General features: G+C 44.3%; 18 protein-coding genes and 1 other annotated feature. Of the genes, 9 read left to right on the forward strand and 9 right to left on the reverse strand.

The features are described from left to right. Positions 1 to 29 precede the first annotated feature (29 nt). Positions 30 to 258 (reverse strand) — a binding site (T-box leader). A gap of 129 nt (positions 259 to 387) precedes the next feature. After that, complete coding sequence (locus FED51_RS16650; protein WP_053430467.1) at positions 388 to 1593, reverse strand: MDR family MFS transporter; 1206 nt, start codon at positions 1591 to 1593, stop codon at positions 388 to 390. Positions 1594 to 1759: 166 nt separating this feature from the next. Between FED51_RS16650 and ltaE the strand changes: the two genes are divergently transcribed. The 4 genes from ltaE (at position 1760) to FED51_RS16670 (ending at position 5222) form a co-directional block, all read left to right on the forward strand. Then, positions 1760 to 2782 carry a low-specificity L-threonine aldolase gene (gene ltaE / locus FED51_RS16655; RefSeq protein ID WP_053430466.1) on the forward strand — a complete coding sequence of 341 codons (1023 nt, stop codon included), beginning with the start codon at positions 1760 to 1762 and terminating at the stop codon, positions 2780 to 2782. Between the two features lie 223 nt (positions 2783 to 3005). Then, positions 3006 to 3983 carry a tRNA modification radical SAM protein MnmL/YtqA gene (gene mnmL, locus FED51_RS16660; protein ID WP_010899425.1) on the forward strand — a complete coding sequence of 326 codons (978 nt, stop codon included), beginning with the start codon at positions 3006 to 3008 and terminating at the stop codon, positions 3981 to 3983. Continuing rightward, a complete protein-coding gene (gene mnmM / locus FED51_RS16665; RefSeq protein ID WP_053430465.1) occupies positions 3980 to 4552 on the forward strand; it encodes a tRNA 5-(aminomethyl)-2-thiouridylate-methyltransferase MnmM in 573 nt (190 codons plus the stop codon). Before mnmL ends, mnmM begins: the two co-directional genes overlap by 4 nt. A gap of 79 nt (positions 4553 to 4631) precedes the next feature. After that, positions 4632 to 5222, forward strand: coding sequence for a beta-class carbonic anhydrase (locus FED51_RS16670; protein ID WP_053430464.1), 591 nt, complete (start codon positions 4632 to 4634; stop codon positions 5220 to 5222). A gap of 26 nt (positions 5223 to 5248) precedes the next feature. Here the strand turns inward: FED51_RS16670 and FED51_RS16675 are convergent, their stop codons facing one another. Together FED51_RS16675 and FED51_RS16680 are read right to left on the reverse strand one after the other, a co-directional pair. Then, the gene (locus FED51_RS16675) at positions 5249 to 6331 is read right to left on the reverse strand and encodes a tetraprenyl-beta-curcumene synthase family protein (protein ID WP_138090721.1); all 1083 of its coding nucleotides are present in this window, start codon (positions 6329 to 6331) and stop codon (positions 5249 to 5251) included. A gap of 206 nt (positions 6332 to 6537) precedes the next feature. Then, positions 6538 to 7320 (reverse strand): alpha/beta hydrolase, encoded by a 783-nt coding sequence (locus FED51_RS16680; RefSeq protein ID WP_010899429.1) that lies wholly within the window; start codon positions 7318 to 7320, stop codon positions 6538 to 6540. Between the two features lie 108 nt (positions 7321 to 7428). On the opposite strand from FED51_RS16680, the gene FED51_RS16685 reads away from it, so the two are divergent. Then, positions 7429 to 7953: a gamma carbonic anhydrase gene (locus FED51_RS16685; protein ID WP_053430463.1), complete on the forward strand. Its 525-nt coding sequence runs from the start codon at positions 7429 to 7431 to the stop codon at positions 7951 to 7953. Between the two features lie 434 nt (positions 7954 to 8387). Here FED51_RS16685 and FED51_RS21435 read toward each other — a convergent pair whose 3' ends face one another. Then, positions 8388 to 8681, reverse strand: coding sequence for a hypothetical protein (locus FED51_RS21435; protein ID WP_233443844.1), 294 nt, complete (start codon positions 8679 to 8681; stop codon positions 8388 to 8390). Positions 8682 to 8821: 140 nt separating this feature from the next. On the opposite strand from FED51_RS21435, the gene FED51_RS16695 reads away from it, so the two are divergent. The 4 genes from FED51_RS16695 (at position 8822) to isdG (ending at position 11972) form a co-directional block, all read left to right on the forward strand. Next, positions 8822 to 9781, forward strand: coding sequence for an ABC transporter substrate-binding protein (locus tag FED51_RS16695; protein WP_053430461.1), 960 nt, complete (start codon positions 8822 to 8824; stop codon positions 9779 to 9781). Further along, complete coding sequence (locus FED51_RS16700) at positions 9778 to 10776, forward strand: FecCD family ABC transporter permease (RefSeq protein WP_010899432.1); 999 nt, start codon at positions 9778 to 9780, stop codon at positions 10774 to 10776. The genes FED51_RS16695 and FED51_RS16700 overlap by 4 nt, the downstream gene beginning before the upstream one ends. Next, positions 10773 to 11558, forward strand: a complete 786-nt coding sequence (locus FED51_RS16705; protein ID WP_010899433.1) for an ABC transporter ATP-binding protein — start codon at positions 10773 to 10775, stop codon at positions 11556 to 11558. Before FED51_RS16700 ends, FED51_RS16705 begins: the two co-directional genes overlap by 4 nt. 63 nt (positions 11559 to 11621) lie before the next feature. After that, positions 11622 to 11972 carry a heme oxygenase gene (gene isdG / locus FED51_RS16710; RefSeq protein ID WP_010899434.1) on the forward strand — a complete coding sequence of 117 codons (351 nt, stop codon included), beginning with the start codon at positions 11622 to 11624 and terminating at the stop codon, positions 11970 to 11972. A gap of 78 nt (positions 11973 to 12050) precedes the next feature. Here the strand turns inward: isdG and srtB are convergent, their stop codons facing one another. From srtB to FED51_RS16735, 5 genes are all read right to left on the reverse strand, one after another. Further along, positions 12051 to 12815 (reverse strand): class B sortase, encoded by a 765-nt coding sequence (gene srtB / locus FED51_RS16715; protein WP_053430460.1) that lies wholly within the window; start codon positions 12813 to 12815, stop codon positions 12051 to 12053. 27 nt (positions 12816 to 12842) lie between these two features. Beyond that, entirely contained in the window at positions 12843 to 13613 is a 771-nt protein-coding gene (locus FED51_RS16720; RefSeq protein WP_053430459.1) for an ABC transporter ATP-binding protein, read from the reverse strand. After that, the gene (locus tag FED51_RS16725) at positions 13600 to 14586 is read right to left on the reverse strand and encodes a FecCD family ABC transporter permease (RefSeq protein WP_053430458.1); all 987 of its coding nucleotides are present in this window, start codon (positions 14584 to 14586) and stop codon (positions 13600 to 13602) included. The genes FED51_RS16720 and FED51_RS16725 overlap by 14 nt, the downstream gene beginning before the upstream one ends. A 26-nt stretch (positions 14587 to 14612) precedes the next feature. Continuing rightward, the gene (gene isdE / locus FED51_RS16730) at positions 14613 to 15521 is read right to left on the reverse strand and encodes a heme ABC transporter substrate-binding protein IsdE (protein WP_053430457.1); all 909 of its coding nucleotides are present in this window, start codon (positions 15519 to 15521) and stop codon (positions 14613 to 14615) included. A 98-nt stretch (positions 15522 to 15619) separates the two neighbouring features. Next, entirely contained in the window at positions 15620 to 18949 is a 3330-nt protein-coding gene (locus tag FED51_RS16735; protein WP_138090724.1) for an NEAT domain-containing protein, read from the reverse strand. Positions 18950 to 18955: the final 6 nt, after the last annotated feature.

Here is an 18955-nt window from a genome sequence, read left to right on the forward strand (position 1 = left end):
TAAAAAAGTGTAAAAAACCTCCCATCCCAAAAAGGGACGAGAGGTTTGTATAACAAACGACCCGCGGTACCACCCTCGTTAACCTTGCTCCTTTAAAGGCTCACTCGTGTCCCTTAACGCGGGCAACGTCATTGGCTACTTCCTGTTCACCAATGCAACTTCAAGGCGAGTTCATGGCTGCTGCGATTGACTTCCACCAACCGTCAATTCTCTAGGCGCAAGCAGGGGCCCACTACTACTCCTCGTCACTGTTTTTTCATTCATGATATGCATTCGTCCCAAACCGTTCCATTAAAAAGACGACAATGAATAATGTAATTGTAAAAATACACTCACTATCTGTCAAGTTTTGATGTTGATCTTGACACCATTTTTGCCACCATTCCCTTACATCATTCCCTTACTGGCAAACATTTCTGATCGTTTCGTTAATAGAACGCGATCATAGAAAGCGGTCGTCACAAAGGCTAGGACAAACATGGAGCCAAGGACGTAAAACAACGTCTCCATTCCGTACGCATCAGCAAGGACGCCCCCAATAAATGGCCCAAACATCCGCCCACCTGTCGCCACACTATTGACAATACCTTGGTAGAATCCAGCTTTTCCTTCAGGGGCAAGCTGATGCGCGACCGTTGGGATCGCTGGCCAAACAAACATTTCTCCAATCGTTAATATGATCATGGCTATTAAAAACATGGAAAAAATCGTTGCTTGTGTTAGGACAAAATAAGCAATCATAAAAACGGCCAAGCCTACATATATCTGGACCTTTAACGTTGGAACCCAGCGTTTAACGATAAACGCGATGAACGGTTGACAAAGGACAATCATCGCCCCATTCACTGTCCATAGAACGCTATATTGCTTTAAGTCAATGCCTAGGTTTTGAGTGTGAACCGAGATCGTCGATTGCCATTGGACATAGGCGACCCAACAGATAAAAAAGCCGACACATAAAATAAGTAGGGCAATCAGCGGTCGCTTCGATCGGATCGCTAGATTTTGTTCAAATACATTTGTAGTTGCGCCACTCTTCTCTCGAGAAGAAGCAAATGACCGAAAAGTAGTCATAACAAATAGTAATAATCCGACGTAGACTAGGCCATTGGCAAGAAAGATCCAATCAAATGATATGGAGGCTACGATTCCAGCTAATGCTGTGCCGACCGCTACCCCGACATTTTGCGCCACATACATAGCATTAAATGATTTTCGTCCTCCCTCAGGCCATACCTTTCCCGCTAATGCGTACATGGCAGGAAACATCATTCCGGAACCAAAACCTAAGCCGACCATTAGTGTAGCATAATAAAAAAATGTATGATTGTAGGCCAGAATAAAGGCGCTGATGATCGTGATCCAAATGGACAGGATGATCGTACGATAGGCGCCTATACGATCGAACATCATCCCACCAATGAGGTTCCCTATGACACCAGCGCCAGCATTACACATTAAAACAAGTCCCGCAATTGCGAGCGATTGACCGAGCTCTTGACTCATATAGATCGTGTTGAGCGGCCATAAAAAGGATGCCGCTGTCACGTTAATGACCATTCCGATCACTAGTAGCCACAGTGGTTTCGGCATAGACTCGCTCCTTCTTTCTAGTGAATTATTTCGTCCCCCTAATTATATTAAAAAAGGAATTGGCGTTTTGCAACTAATTTTATGTAAAATATCGTAAGCTTTAAAAGTACACATTTATGATAGGATGGAAACATGTTTAAATGCCATTTTTCAGGAGGGGAATGCCATGATTGACTTGCGGAGTGATACCGTAACGAAGCCAACTGAGGCCATGAGACAAGCGATGGCTTCAGCAGAAGTAGGGGATGATGTATACCAAGAGGACCCAAGTGTTCGCGCATTAGAAAAACGAGCAGCGGAATTAACAGGAAAAGAAGCAGCGCTGTTCGTAACGAGTGGAACACAAGGAAATCAGGTGGCAGTTGCGACACACTGCGTCCCTGGCCAAGAAATCATTTTAGAAGCGGATGCCCATCTGTTCCTATATGAAGGTGGTGCAGCTTCCGCTTTTGCTGGTGTACAAACATACGCGATTAAAGGGACAAACGGAATGTTCTCTGCCGAGCAAGTAAGGAGAGCTATACGTCCAGAAGACGACCACGATCCTGAGACGGGTTTAATCTGTTTAGAAAACACGCATAATCGAGCGGGAGGAGCCGTTATTTCACCAGAACAGATGAAGGATGTCTACGACGTGGCAAAGGCGTACAATGTACCTGTTCATCTAGATGGAGCGCGCCTATTTCACGCGGCTGTTGCCCTAGGTCAGCCACTATCCTCCTTCACTCAGTACACGGACACCGTTCAACTGTGCCTTTCGAAAGGGCTTGGGGCGCCAGTAGGCTCCATTCTTGCCGGTGATGCTTCATTTATTAAACGGGCAAGAAAATGGCGAAAACGCCTTGGTGGCGGGTGGCGACAAGCCGGTGTGTTAGCTGCACCTGCCCTTCTCGCCTTAAATACAATGGTCGAGCGTTTGGCGGAAGACCACGAGCATGCTAAAATACTCGCAGACGGTATTCACGGGTTGCATGGATTAACCGTCATTCACAAAGTTGAAACAAATATCATTCTCGTTGACGTAGAAAAAACAGGCCATACGAGTGATACATTTGTAGAGGCGTTAAAAGAGCGCGGCGTGCGAGCCGTTGCCTTTGATCCATACATTGTTCGGTTTGTCACCCATAAAGACGTATCTAAGGACGATGTCATGCAAACATTGACTGTTCTTTCCTCGCTTGTTTCATGAACAAGTGACGCAAAATGGAGCAGTGTCTTAGCTAAAGGTGAGCACCGCTTCCACAAGCTTTGAACGCCCCCGCCTTTTTTTGGGTTCAAAAAGGAGGACGGCTAGGTCCAAGCAGCTCGCACCGTAGCGTCTATCTTTCTATACTGAGGACCGCTACCGATGAGATGCGACGGGCATTGCTCCACACGATTTTAATGAGCTTATAGTAGGAAGGTGAAACATCATGGAAAACAACGTGGAAAGCAACCTCCAGCCCGTCCCCATGCGGTATGGAGATAAACGATATTACTCTTGGAATCAGCATTTGCGTGAGCAATTTGGGGAGAAAGTATTTAAGGTACCCCTCGATGCGGGATTTGACTGTCCGAACCGGGATGGGAATGTAGCGAGCGGGGGATGTACGTTTTGCAGTGAGCGCGGTTCGGGGGATTTCGCTGGAGATCGGAAAGATGATTTAGTGACACAATTTCATACGATCAAGGAGCGGATGCATAAAAAATGGACGAGCGGCAAGTACATTGGCTATTTTCAAGCGTATACAAATACGTATGCACCTGTAGAAACCTTGCGAGAATATTATGAAGTGATTTTAGAACAAGAAGGGGTGGTCGGTCTAGCGATTGCCACACGTCCAGACTGTTTACCTGATGACGTGGTGGAATACTTAGCCGAATTAAATAAGCGGACGTATTTATGGGTGGAGCTCGGGTTACAAACGGTCCATGAACGAACCGCCCTTCTCATTAACCGCGCCCATGATTATCAGTGTTATGTTGACGGTGTAAACAAGCTAAGAAAGCACGGCATTCGTGTCTGTTCTCACATCATTAATGGACTCCCTCTTGAAAATCATCAAATGATGATGGAGACGGCCAAAGAAGTTGCCAAATTGGATGTACAAGGAATTAAAATCCACTCACTTCACTTGCTTAAACGAACGCCAATGGTGAAACAATATGAAAAAGGGCTTGTCGAATTCATGAGTTTGGAAGAATATGTGAACCTCGTGGTCGATCAATTAGAAGTGTTACCACCGCACATGATTATCCATCGCTTGATGGGAGATGGACCGGGTGACTTAATGATTGGTCCGATGTGGAGCATGAAAAAATGGGAAGTTTTGAACGCGATTGAAGCAGAGTTAGAGCGCCGCGACAGCTGGCAAGGGAAGCATTACCGAGCGCAGGTGGAGGTCCAATGAACCTTCTTGGCGTCCTCCCTTTTGCCCGGTTTTTATTACAAAACGTCCTCACCCCCGGTTCTATCGCTGTAGATGGGACAACCGGAAACGGACATGATACAGTGTTTCTCGCCAAGCTAGTCGGGGAAACTGGTCATGTGTATGGCTTTGACGTCCAAGATCAAGCGATACACCAAACAAATAAGCGGGTGAAAGAATTAGGATTTCCTGAGCGAGTCACTCTGTTTCATGCCAGTCATGAACAAGTGGCTACCCTTATCCCGCCAGACCAACACCCAAACATAAAAGCCGCCATTTTTAATCTTGGGTATTTGCCAGGAAGCGACAAGACGATTGTCACAAAACCTGAATCAACCATCACCGCAATCAAAAAACTTCTTTCCATCATGCCTTCTGGTGCGCTCATTGTGCTTGTCATTTACCACGGTCACGAGGAAGGAAAAATAGAAAAAACAGCGCTCGAATCGTTTGTTACAGACCTGGATCAAACAACGGTCCATGTTCTGCGCTATGAATTTATCAACCAAGTGAATGATCCACCTTTTATCATTGCGATCGAAAAAAGATGACCTTCATGAGGTAGGTCATCTTTCTTCACATAGTATTGCTTTTTGATAAATTACAAATCATCACCGGGGGGCGATTTTAGTGTCATTGTTAGGCTCGATCTTGACTTATAATCAATCATTTGTGGAAAAGAAAGCGTACGAACCTTTTCAAACATCAAAATTCCCTGACCAAAAGATGGTTGTGCTCACGTGTATGGATACACGCCTTTCCCAGCTTCTCCCACACGCAATGAACATTAAAAACGGAGATGCGAAAATTATTAAAAATGCAGGAGCTGTGATTACCCATCCATACGGCAGTATTATGCGGAGCATCATTGTTGCCTTATATGAGCTTAAAGCAAAAGAAGTTTACATTGTCGGGCACCACGGCTGTGGGATGGCAGGGCTACAGGCAGAGTCTGTTTTAGAAAAGGCAAAAAAATACGGTGTATCTGAAGAAGCGTTAGAACGCTTGCTAGCCCAAGGTGTAGATGTGAATCAGTTTTTATCCGGTTTCGATAAGGTCGAAGATAGTGTAAAACATAGTGCAAATGTCGTTCGCACCCATCCGCTTATTCCGCATGACGTGCCTGTACATGCCCTCGTCATTTGTCCTAAGACGGGGAAGCTTGATGTTGTGGAAAACGGCTATGACATCGTTCAAGCAGCAAAACCGAGCCAACAATAAGAGCACAGCCACATGGCCGCGCCCTTTTACATCGAATCCATCGCTGGTTGCTCACCAGATTTTCTGCGGAACATCCAGCTATTTAAGTAAAAAAGAAACGTAGGCAAACCGCCCATTTTTATCATTCGCTTCGATTGCCTTTTGTATTTCGGGTGTTTTTGTACTTTATCGTCTGATAAATAAATGGCGATCAACCCTCGATGAATCATCCGATGAAACTTCGGATCTGGTAGTTCGGCCATCGTTTCTTCCGCTCGTGCTAAAAAATAGCGAAACCGCTCAATCATCTCCTCCTCATTTTGATAATGGAAAAGAAAGTTGAGCTCGTCATCGGCAATATCCTCCTCTTGATCAATGAAGTAGTCGAGCAAAAGATGAACGCCTTGAACATAAGGAAAATAACCGTCCATTAATTGTCGCGCTTGTCGATCAGTAAACCCTTGTTTCCCCCCGTATACCGTTAACGTATAAATCCCAAGAGTCGAGCCTGTACAGCAGGCAAACTCATACCAGCTCATGGCTGGTACCTCGTCACGGTGACGTTCAAACCACGCTTCTAACATGGGCACACGATCTTCTTTTTTCACGTGCTTGTAAGTTTGGAAATCACAATAGTATTGGCATAGCTTTAACATGTATGGCTGTACGATAGAAAATGAGGGCAGTTTTTGTAGGGCGCTGCGACAGATGTGAATCATGTCATGTAAGTAACCACCATCGTCCTGCATCTCACGAAAGCGATAATAATTTTCCAATGGAGCTTCATCATTAATAGCAGCAAGCAACGCATTGTGTAACGTGCGAAAGTCGTTAGGATCGAGAGAATCACTCTGATCACAAAGATTATCCAAATAATCACACATTTGCTGATAATGAATTAAAAACGTTAAAAACTCATCAAAACAAGTCCGTTCAATTAAACCGAATACCCCTCCACCTTCACAATGGAACGCCTTTCTCGTTAAAGCGTCAAGGGCGTGGAAGCGCAGCGTTTCATCTGGTATCGTCGCTGCTCTTTCCTTCAACTTCTCCAGCTTTTGATGTACCGCTGGTAAAACCTCTTGATATACCGCCTTTAATAACGGCAGCGGCCACGTTGGTGCACTCACTTTACCGTCCTCCTTCAACAAAGCACTGGAAACCTTTTTTATGTACATGGCAACGCCATTGGATTGTCCTATACATTCCTTCCAACATTAAACACAATAGCATAAAGCGCGATCCACCTCAATGAACACTCTTTGACATCTTAAGAAAAGCCGGTAGCTTGTGAAAAGGCGATACTCATTCAAGAGCATCGCCTCCTGTAATCCACTTATGATAATTGCTGTTCGATAAAAAAACAGGTGTATTGAAACACAGCCTCCCGCTCAGGCTCATTAAAAATTTCATGATAGAGTCCATTCCACTCTTTATAGGCCTTTTCCGTTACTTGAACCGAATTAAACCATTCCCACGCCGCTTTTCTATCCGTGATATAATCTTCTCCCGCCTGCATAACAAGCAATGGTACGTTCGGGAACTTTTCAGGATAACGACGGGTATCTCGCATCGCCTTCGATAACTCATAATACCATTTCGTGGACACTTTTGTTACTCTAAGCTCATCCTTCAAGTAGGCTTCACGAATCTCTTCATTTCGAGTAACTAAATCGGAACGAATGCCTGAATGATGCGAGAAAGTAGGCGTTACTCGGTGCAACATTTTCGAAGCCAATTCTTTTCCTTTCCCAGGTGACTGATATAAATCAAAGCATGGTGATGAAAGAATGACAGCACGCACTGGCAATGTGCCTCCTTCAATCATCGTGCGAACGGCTACAAGTCCGCCCATGCTGTGGCCAAACAAGAAGATTGGCACGTGCTCCAACTTAGCTGCTTCCACCCATTCCAAGACAACATCAATGTACTGTTGGAACGACTGAATGTGACCGCGCTTCCCTCTTGTCCTTCCCTGGCCAGGCAAATCACCCATCACTACAGATAATCCGATGCTATTAAACTTTTTTGCGAGCCATTGATAACGCCCATGGTGTTCTCCCGCCCCATGAATGACGACGACCACCCCACGCGGCTCAGCAACTTCCCATTTCCACATGGATGACAACCTCCCTTATGTACCAGGCGTCGTTAAGAGCCTTCCACATACTGTCGTTAAACATAGTATAATCATTTTTAGGGAAAACGAAAAGGAGTTGACTCGATCATGTTGTATCCATACAAAGACAAAAAACCTAAGATCGCAGAAAGTGTATTCCTTGCTGATTATGTCACCATCACGGGAGACGTCACCATTGGGGCAGATTCAAGCATTTGGTATAATACGGTTATTCGCGGAGACGTATCACCAACCTTTATTGGAGAACGCGTGAACATACAAGACAATTCCGTTCTTCACCAAAGCCCTCGCACCCCTTTAGTGATTGAAGACGACGTTACTGTTGGACACCAAGTGATCCTACATAGTTGCACGATTCGCAAAGAAGCCTTGATCGGCATGGGCTCGATCATTTTAGATGGAGCCGAAGTCGGCGAAGGGGCGTTTATCGGCGCAGGAAGCTTAGTCCCTCAAGGCAAGAAAATCCCAGCAAATTCGCTTGCTTTCGGACGACCTGCTAAAGTTGTTCGTACGTTAACGGAAGAAGACCGAAAAGACATGGCTCGAATTCGAAGAGAGTACGTAGAAAAAGGACAATATTATAAACAAGTGCAGCAAGAGTATCGCTCATAATTTTTGTGTAAGGTGCTGTCCCTTGTTCTTTTAGGCAGCACCTTACACAAACTCATGATTAGCATCTGTTCGCGGTAGCCAGACGGTTAGCCCTAGATTGTTCGCTTGGCATCACGATTGTTCTTCATGAACTTGAACGTAAATCGTTCCGAAATAGCGGTCCCCGAAATAAGCGTCTAATTTCCACTAACCACTTTCAGGCAATGAAAGGTTAGAAGGGATATGGGCATCTGCCCCATTGTGTGCTCCTCCTATACCATCATTCTCTCATACAATGATTTTTCGTCAGCTTGATTGCTTTCATGGGTACCAATCACCTTGAAACCACCTGTCAATTCATCAGGTTCTCCCCAAAAGTGCCAGATGTAATTATTCTCTTTATTTGGGTAAAATCTCGTCGCTTCATCATCGTCAAAAATAAAATAAATTTTTCCTTATTCGCCAATCATCGTATAGGAACCAGATGTGAATAACGCACTCTCTTGCCAACTCTCTTCTGTTTGCGTGCATCCAATAAGAACGACCACTAAACCGAAAAAAAGAGCGACGGTTAAACTTTTCTTAGACATAAACTTCCTCTCTTTTCGTCTCATCTTTGTATCTTTCAACATTTGAAGGGTTATTTCCTCTTCAACCTTTAAACGTGAGGACTGTTTTTCTAGGCATACTAAAATGCACGGATCAACAATTGTTGTGCTAGCTTCATCTATAATTCTCACTTTTTCCATGATCATCCTTTTCACCATTATAAAAGACATTGCAGACGAGGAAAAACTTTCAATAAATTGTTGACTTTAATAATGATATTCATTATCATTTAAATTGATATTGATATTCATTATCATTTGTAATTGTAGGAGAGGTTTAGATGAAAAAACACCTATTGACGATAAGCATAATTGCTTTAAGTTTGCTGACAGCCTGTAGCGATAACGATCAATCGAATGCACCTGCTGCAACCGACACCTCTGAAACCCAATATTCGATTACCGATTTCGCTGAGCAAACGATCACATTTGACCACGTACCAGAACGGATCGCTGCGTTAAGCAACGGAGATATGGATATTATTTATGCCCTTGGAGGAACACTTGTCGGCAGGCCTACGTCCAATGGACCGTCCGTCGTCCCCGAAGCAGAAGATGTGGAGCAAATTGGTTCCACCCACGAGCTCGATCTTGAGAAATTAACGTATGTTCAGCCAGAGGTCGTTCTCGGAAATTCACAAATGAATATAAAGGATGTTCCGACCGTCCAAGGGCTCGGCGCACAAATGGTACTGACGAACGCTCAATCCGTCGATGATATTAAAGCTCAGATTACCTTATTCGGTGAAATGCTACAAAATCAAGAAAAAGCAGCCGAAATCGTCGAGATGATCAATCAAAAAGTGTCAGAGATTCAGAGTGAACGAACCGATAAACAAGTGCGTGTTCTCCTCGTGTACGGAGCACCAGGTACATATATGGCTGCACTGCCTAACTCTCTTAGCGGTAACTTGCTAGAACTAGCGGGGGGAGAAAACATTGCAAGTGATTTTCCAAGTTTAGAAGCCTATCCGCAATACGCTCAATTAAACACGGAGCGAGTCGTGGAAGCCGATCCTCACCTCATCCTCTTAATGAGTCATGGAAACTATGAAGAAGTGAAAGCAGGCTTTATGAAGGAAATGGAGCAAAATGCCGCTTGGAATCAATTAGAGGCTGTGCAAGCAGGAAGAATTGACGTGCTACCGTCCGATTTGTTCGGTACGAACCCCGGCACCCGGGTAACGGAAGCTCTTGATGTGCTCGTAGACTTATTTGAATCGGTGCATGATAAATCATGAACATTGAGCAACGGTCGAAGCGAAGAAAATGGGTCATCCTAGCAGTCCCTCCCCTTCTTCTCTTCGTTTCATTTTTTGGACTCACGTATGGATCAGTACCGATCACATTAACGGAAATATGGAACGTGTTCACGGGCACAGAGCAGTCCGTCCACCAAACGATCATTCTTGACTTACGTCTCCCGCGAATGTTGATCGGTCTACTTGTCGGAGCTTGCTTAGCTGTCGCTGGCGCTTTGCTCCAAGGAGTGATGAAAAATCCTCTGGCAGATCCTGGAATTATTGGTGTCACTGCAGGTGGTGGGCTAATGGCTAGCACCACCATGCTCATCCTCCCGCAGTTTAGTTATCTGCTGCCAATCTCGGCATTTATCGGAGCTTTCGTTACAGCAATGGTTATCTACTTTCTCGCCTGGGATAAAGGAGCTTCACCGCTGAAAATCATCCTTGCTGGAGTCGCCATCAATGCCCTTCTAGGTGCTGTACAAAATGGGATAATGGTTATTTTTAGCGATCGTGTCCAATCGGTCATTCCATGGCTTTCTGGGGGATTAAATGGGCGTAGCTGGTATCATCTTGAATTTATGGCTCCATACGCTTTAGTCGGTTTAGCATTATCCATTCTTGCGATTAAACCGGCGAACCTCCTTCAGCTTGGAGATGATTCAGCGAAGCTTTTAGGACAAAAAGTAGAGTTACAACGCTTTTTGCTCATTTCTCTTGCTGCGTTTTTAGCTGGTGCCGCTGTGAGTGTTGCCGGACTGATCGGCTTTGTCGGGCTAGTCGTCCCTCACGCCATTCGTCTGTTGATTGGAGAGGATTATCGGTACTTGCTACCACTTTCCGCCTTTGGTGGCGCGATTTTAGTCGTTTTAGCCGATACAGTGGCCCGCTCTTGGTTTGATCCAATTGAGCTTCCTGTTGGTATATTGCTGGCGGCTCTCGGTGCTCCTTTCTTTTTATATCTCCTGAAAAAGCGAGGGTTGATGTCATGAAATATGCGATTATAACTGAACAACTCGGCTTGCAGGTCGGTTCTTTTCAACTCGATCATCTTGAAATCGCCATTCCTAAGGGGAAAATTACAGCGATCGTCGGGCCAAACGGCTCTGGTAAATCAACGTTGCTCAAAATCATTTCAAGATTACTAAAGCAAGATGTTGGAGACGTTCGTATTGAAGCGATGTCTACGGCAAACATGCAGCCGAAAGATTTCGCGCAAAAGCTTGCCATGATGCCCCAATCGAAACAAGCATTGCCCAATCTTACGGTAGAGGAGCTGATCGCATATGGTCGTTCTCCTTATCAAAAGTGGTTTCAAGCGAAAAAAAGCGAAGAAGATCAAAGCATCATCGAGTGGGCGATGACGGTGACTGGTACGAAAAAGCATGCGAATCGTATGTTTCATACGCTATCTGGTGGCGAACAACAGAAAGTTCGTATCGCCTTAGCCCTTGCACAAAAAACCGATATTCTTCTTCTTGACGAACCGACAACGTATTTAGACATTGCCCATCAGCTTGACGTGATGGAGATGCTCGAGGAGATTAACGAAAAATATAGTATAACAGTCGTTATGGTTCTCCATGAGCTTCAGCAAGCTGCAGCTTATTGCGATCATTTAATCGCGATGAAAAAAGGGGCAGTCGTAGCTGAGGGGGAACCGAAGCAATTGCTGACGTCCAGCTTTTTAAAGGATGTTTATCAAATTGAGGCCAAGGTGATTTTTGAAGACCACTATCCTCTGATCGTGCCTACTAAACGCACGGCCTCTTAAACACAGTGTGTGTTCCATAACGTTGAACATAAATAATATAACTTTTTTAGGGAGGAATGTCTGATGGTTATCGTGACAAACACATCAAAAATTACAAAGGGAAACGGTGAGAAATTAATTGAACGTTTTAACAAAGTAGGGAAAGTCGAGTTTATGGAAGGCTTTCTTGGATTAGAAGTATTGTTAACCGAAAATACGAAAGATTTCGACGAAGTTACTGTCGTTACTCGTTGGAACACGAAGGATGACTTTAAAAACTGGACGAAGAGCAGCGCCTTTAGAGATGCTCATTCAAAGCGTGAAGTTCCTGAATACATTTTAGAAAACAAAATATCGTTTTATGAAGTTAAGGTAGTCAGAGGGCCGCTTACTGCCGCTGAAGCCGGCAATGACTCACAAGCTCAAGCACAATAACGACCAAAGAGGAGTGCACCCTTGGAAAGGGGGTCACTCCTCTTTTCCTATCATTACATCTATACAAAGAATCCCTCGTTAAGTACGAGGGATTAACTTCCCATGGACGACGAGACGCCCCCTATCCCGATCTAAGCGATAATCACACGTGGACAAGGTGATGATTTGATCCTCTTCCCTCACCTCTACATTCGTCTGAACGACGGACCGCTTTTTCAATTCGTTAAGAAAGGCTTTGTAGTCATCTTTTGAAGGAAATTCTGTCTCGATATAATAAAAATCAGTGGTCGTCACATATGCAGAAAATACCTCGACATCATAGCGATCATAAAGAGTGTCATAATAAAATCCTTCATGATGATCAACAAAATCCTGCTCAAGAAATTGGGCTAACTGAGCAAACATGGAGCCGTCTCTCATTCTATGACCATATAAAATCGTATGAGGATCATTAGCTTGAATGTCATTGCGAAAATCCATAAAGATGCTACCAGCTCTCGTATGTTCATGGCGATAATTACGGTCCAAATAATAGTCGTTATCATCTGCCTGCAAGATTGGGTAGTCAATTTTCGTATTGTTAACGGTTATCCAACCGACAATATCTTCATTTATGGCTAAAAGCGGGTCGAACGATTCTCGAATCTCGCCCTCATTTGTTTGGTCAATCGATTCATACACATAGACCTGTTGGATTTCACTTAGTACTTTATCATTCTGCCAATAATCAATAAAAATCACAGCTAATTGATAGAGAGAATAACTAAATACCCCTAAGCAAACCAATGTAATCGATCGGTGCACGATTCGTTTCAACACACTTTTTCTTGCTTGCTGTTTCATCCCTAAGTTCCCCTATTCCGTCTTGCGTTATATACCTACAGGGACAATGTACAGTCCCGTATGGCTATCCTCTTTCACGACAACGTCCACATCATAAATCTCCTTCACAGACCGTTCACAGATAACATCTTTCGGAGTTCCTTGCATGAACAGTTTTCCCTGCTTCATCACAAGAAGGTGATCGCTGTACCGTATCGCTTGATTCAAATCGTGTAACACCATGACGATCGTCATTTGGTGCTTCCGATTAAGTGTTTGAACCAGCTCCAAAATTTCAAATTGATGATACATATCTAAATAAGTTGTCGGTTCATCTAAAAAAAGGATCGGTGTTTTTTGGGCAAGAGCCATCGCGATCCATACCCGTTGTCGCTCTCCTCCGGAAAGCTGGTGCACTAGCGTTTCCCGCTTTTCCGTCAACTGCGTACAAGAAAGGGCCCAATCAATCGCTACCTGATCTTCCTCTTTTTTGTTTTGAAACAACCGTTTATGAGGAATCCGGCCATAGCTTACGAGCTTTTCGACAGTAATATCGGCAGGTGCGATGTTTTGTTGATGTACAACGGCGATTTTTTTTGCAAACGCCTTTGGCGAGTAGTCACAAATCGCTTGACCATCCACAATGATTTGTCCCCCATCTGGCGTTAGGTTTCGAGACATTGCCTGTAGTAAAGTGGATTTTCCTGATCCGTTTGGTCCAATAATCGTCGTCACTTTCCCAGGTTTAACCGTTGCGGTTACCTTGTCTAAGTGCCATACCTTTTGATTATAAGAAAACGTGAGCTCACGAATGTCCATTGGTTTTTTCCCCCTTTCTTATGAGGAAAATGAGAAATGGTCCACCGATGATCGACATAATAATGGACGCAGGGATCTCGTTTGGTGCAATGATGGATCGCCCTAACGTATCCGCTACTAATAGCAGAAGAGCACCTGCGACTGCTGAAAACGGAATTAACCATTTATGATCAGAGCCAACAAGCTGCCGTGCGATGTGAGGAATAAGTAATCCGATAAAGGCAATCATCCCCGCAACAGCGGTAGATACAGCTGCTAGTAGAACGGCAATTGCTGAAACGGTAAGGCGTGAACGCATAACGGCAACCCCTAAATTTTTCGCTGTTTTATCTTGTAAGACAAGCAAGTTGCATGATGAGAAGAAAAAGACGGCTAGAATAAGCCCCACGGAAGCAAACGTAACCATTATTTCAACATCGGTCCATGTTTTCATCGACAATGTGGATGTCGTCGTTGGGCTAATGCTCGTCACCGTATAGCTGCCACGATAGTTAAACGTATCACTTAAGCCACTGAATACAGCATTTAGAGCCACCCCTACGAGAATCATCTTAATCGGACTCAGGCCAGAGCGCCAAGAAAAACTATAGACGAGAAAACACGCAAGAGCCCCTCCAATAAAAGCAAACAATGGTGACCAGAAATAAAGGGTCGGAAAGATACTAACTAGTAAAATCGACGTAAAGCCAGCTCCTGACGAAATCCCAATGATTCCAGCCTCCGCTAATGGATTTCTTAACACTGCTTGCAACAAAACTCCCGATACAGCTAAAGCTGCACCGGCAAACATGGAAATGATGATTCGCGGTAACCGTAAATCTTTTACGACCTGGACTTCCTCATTCGTTCCGCTGATTAATCCTTGAATTAACTCCCCAATGCTCACTTGAATACTTCCCGTCACAGCAGAATAACTAGCAACAAAAATAAGTAACAGCAAAACAACAATAAAGCTTACTAATTTTTTCGTCATGTATAAACCCTTCTTCCAAATGCCACCTACGGATAGAGCATTTTGACTAATTCATCCATCGCCTCTACAACGGCTAAGTTTCCTGTTGTCGGAAAAATCAACTCATCCAAATCATAGACCCGTCGATTTTTCACTGCGTTAAAATGTTTCCAAATGTCATTCGTTTGAAACTCTTGATCGAACATTTCGATCACCTCTTCAGGCATTCCATGAGCTGCTCGTAATATGACATCTGGATTCGCCTGCTGCAAATATTCCGTGTTAGAGGCTAAATATTCCACCTCTTCCCCTTGCACAATATTCACGCCACCAGCACGCTTGACAAGATCGCCGATATAGGAATGCTCTGTAGCTACTAGATAGCTTCCCGGAACACCGAGCAAGATTAAGACCGTTGGTGATTCCTTTCCTTCTACCTGAGACTCAACTTCAGCTAATCTCGTTTTAATTGATGACACGAGAGCTTCTGCTTGCTCCGTTCGGTTATATTTTTCACCTAACGCTTCAATCTCCGAAAGCATGTGATCTAAGCTTTGCAAGTTTAAAAAGGTTGCATCAAGCTGAACTCTCTCAAACACTGGTTCTAAGTCAGTCTGTAATGTCGTCACTGAAATGACATCCGTCGGGTTTAGTGATTTGACAAGCTCCATATCTGGGCTCATCGGATTCCCTACTTCTTGGACTCCCTCATAGCGTTCAGGTAGCTCTTTATAGCTTGTAGGAATTCCTACAAGGTCTAACTCTAAAGCATCAAAGATTTCCGTTGCTGCAACGGTTGTCGAAACGATCCGGTCATCTTTCGATTGTTCGTTTTCTATCGTTTCCGTCTCTACATTTGTTGTGTCATTGCTAGCATTAACGGCCTCATTTTCAGAACAGCCGACAAAAAGGAGAAACAACATACATAAGAAAAAGCCGTGAAGAAATCGATTCATGTTTTAAGATTTCCTCCTTTGAAAAATTGGTCCTTCTGGGCTTATGAAGACAAGAAGCCTTGATACACCGCAATCAGTGTATCAAGACTTTCCTGTTGTTATAATGTCCCAAGACGATACTTACGAATGAGCCAGAATGCAGACCCTGCTAACAGGAGGATAAGCAAACCAATCATCGCTGTATCAGCTGTCTTCGAGTTCGTCACTCTTTCTGCTGTCGTAGGCTGACTTCCTCCGTGGTCACGGGTAAACGAAAGGTTGTCCTCCTCAGCAGAGCCGGTGCCATTTCCTGATCCCTTTTCATTGTTTCCAGAACCGATACCGCCTTCTCCGAGCGGTGTAATGCTATGAACATCAAAGTCAAATTGAACAAAATACTTGCCGTCATATAAGATTGGCTCTTCAAAATAAACTTCCGTGTATGCATGAACCAGTGCCTCTAGATCTTCAACATAGAAGCGCACATCACGTGTATCTTCCGCTGCATTGACTGAGACGATTTCTGCATCAACATATGTCCCGTCTTGCTCAGTTTGGAACACTTTAATCCATTCACTATTCTTTAAAGTCACAGTAACATACGTTTCTTGATTTTCTACAGACAAAATCGCTGGCTTTACGGTGTAATCATCCATTACAGAGACTTCGTTTGTGTTATTTTTCAAGACCGTAAAGTCAATGGTATACTCTCCATCCTTCAACCCTTCTTCAGGAAGCTGTCCTCCGCCCGGATTTGACGGATTTGTTGGGGTTGTTGGACTAGGTTGAGATGGAACAGTAGGACCCGGCTGTGCTGGATTTGGATTCGGATTTGGCGTTACAATGTTACCATCCTCGTCCCGAATGCTATTCGTATCAAAACGAATGTGCACCTCATAGAAGTTATCGTATTGAAACTCTGGAATGACCACATGGGTATACGCAGACTGCTTGGCTGAAAGGTCTTGAACGTCAAACCGAACGACTCGCTTATTGGCTGCTGTATCTGCTGAAACAACTTCGGCATCGACATACTCACCATTTTGCTTCGTTTGGAACAGCTTAATCCAATCGCTATTCGTCAACGTTAAATCAATCGTTTGTTGTCCGTCTTGAACAACGAGTGTTGCTGGTTTTTCTGTATAGTTATCCATCACGGAAACTTCGTCGGTGTTATGCTTTAGCACTGTAAAATCAATCGTATATGTGCCATTAGGTAAGCCTGTTGTTGGTGTTTCCTCTTCTTCCTCAGAGGCTGTTTCAAAAACGCCAAATGTACTAAAGTGTGAGACGTGAGCCGTTACCGTTTGTCCATTTGAATCAATGTTAGTAGGATTAATGAACTCGGCTTTTTCACCTGCATCATTGATATAAACGACTTGAAGTTGATCCCATTTATTGACGAGCTGGCCATCGACAGCAAAGTTAAGGGTAACGGGATCGGCAAATTGCGTGATTTCTTTATCCCCCATGTAAACGTTGAAGTCATAAACCTTACTTACCGCACCTTCCGTTATTTTCGCATCTGTCACTTCGTGAAATGAAAACGTAATGCTTTCCTCACCGGCAAATTGTGATTGCAAGAAGCCGACTGGGAAAATTGCTGTCACATCATCGCCAATAGCAAATGATACGGAAGCGTCGTGGTTCAATTGAGCGAAAATCTCTGAACTAATTTCATAGGCTGTCACATTACGGTGACCAATTTCATAACGTTTTTTTCCTGAGTCATAAGTGAAGTTGCGAACATCTTGAATGACGAGTGAAAACTTACCACCGTCACCCTCAACAACCTTTGGTGGAATAACCTCAGGGACTTCGGGTGTTTCGGATTCATTATCTGCTGGCTTCAAGCTATTAACATCAAACAAAAGCTGCACGGTGTAGTAGTTATCATAGTTGATCATCGGGATGACGACATGCGTGTACGCGTCAAGCTTTTCATTGATATCGTCAATTGGGAAGCGAACCACTCTCGTATTTGCCTCTGCATCCTCTAAAACGACTTCCGCATCGACGAATGCCCCGTTTTGCTTCGTTTGGAATTGCTTAATCCAGTCACTATTCGTCAAGGTTAAATCCACAAAGATTTCGTCCTTTTTAACAGTAAGCCGAGCTGGCTTTTCTGTATAGCCGTCCATAACGGACGTATCATTCGTTCCATCTTTTAAAACCGTAAAATCGATCGTATATTCCCCGACCGCTAATTCGGTTTCGTCACTTGGTTGTTCCGGCTTCTCTGGCTGTCCTGGCTCTGTTGGCTCCTCTGGTTGTTCTTCCTCTACTTCTGTGATGCTGTCCATATCAAACGCTAAGCGGAACTTTTGCGTATTACGGTAGTTCGCTCGTGGAACATACATATCCACTTCCGCATCAATAACCGCCGCGATGTTCGCAACTTCGTATTTCACTACACGTGATAAGTTCTCTGGATCTTCACTTACTACCGTGCCACTCGTCCACTCTCCGTTAGTGTCTAAACGCACATCTGTAAGGAATTGACCTTCCCGTTCGTTAATCGTAAGCGATACGAACATTTTCCCACCTTCTACTTCTAGCAATGCTGGCTTTCCTAAATAGCCGTCCATAGATGATAGGTTATCATTGTCTGCCCGTAGTGCCCTGAAGTCGATCGTGTATGTTCCATCTTCTAGTTCAGGTGATTCTGGTTGCTTAGACTCTTCTTCACCTTCACCTGGCTCTGTAGCCTCCTCTTCTGGTTGGCTAGATTCTTCTTCACCTGGCTCCGTTACTTCCTCTTCCGGTTGGCCAGACTCTCCTTCACCTGGCTCCGTTACTTCCTCTTCCGGTTGGCCAGACTCTCCTTCACCTGGCTCCGTTACTTCCTCTTCCGGTTGGCCAGACTCTCCTTCACCTGGCTCCGTTATTTCTTCCTCCGGTTGCCCAGATTCCCCTTCACCTGGCTCCGTTACTTCTTCCTCCGGCTGACCGTTTTCCTCTTCACCTGGTTGTTCCACATTGACTGGGGTTAAGCTAGTTTCATCAAATTGAAATTGGACAGTATACCAGTTGTCATAGTTAATCATCGGGATGACAACATGTGTATACGCATCCAGCTTCGTAGCTAAATCCTCTACTGGAAAACGTACGATACGTGTGTTTGCCTCAGGATCTTCTGACACGACTTCGGCATCGACGAACGTTCCGTTTTGCCTCGTCTGAAATACTTTAATCCAATCACTCTGAGTTAACGTCACTTCAACGTATGTGTCATTTCCGTTAATAAACACTGTTGCCGGTTTCGCTGTATAGCCGTTCATAACAGACGTTTCATTTGTACCATCTTTCAATACTTTAAAATCTATCGTATACTCGCCATTGGCTAGTGAATTCGCTTCAGCAGCTCCAGCGATAGACGGCGCAAATGAGGCAAAAAGAATCATCCAAACGGACAGAATGCTCAGCAGCTTTTGCCATTTTCTCTTCACTGCGTA

Origin of the sequence: Halalkalibacterium halodurans (genome assembly GCF_005671335.1) — a bacterium.
Taxonomy (GTDB): Bacteria; Bacillota; Bacilli; order Bacillales; family Bacillaceae_D; genus Halalkalibacterium; species Halalkalibacterium halodurans.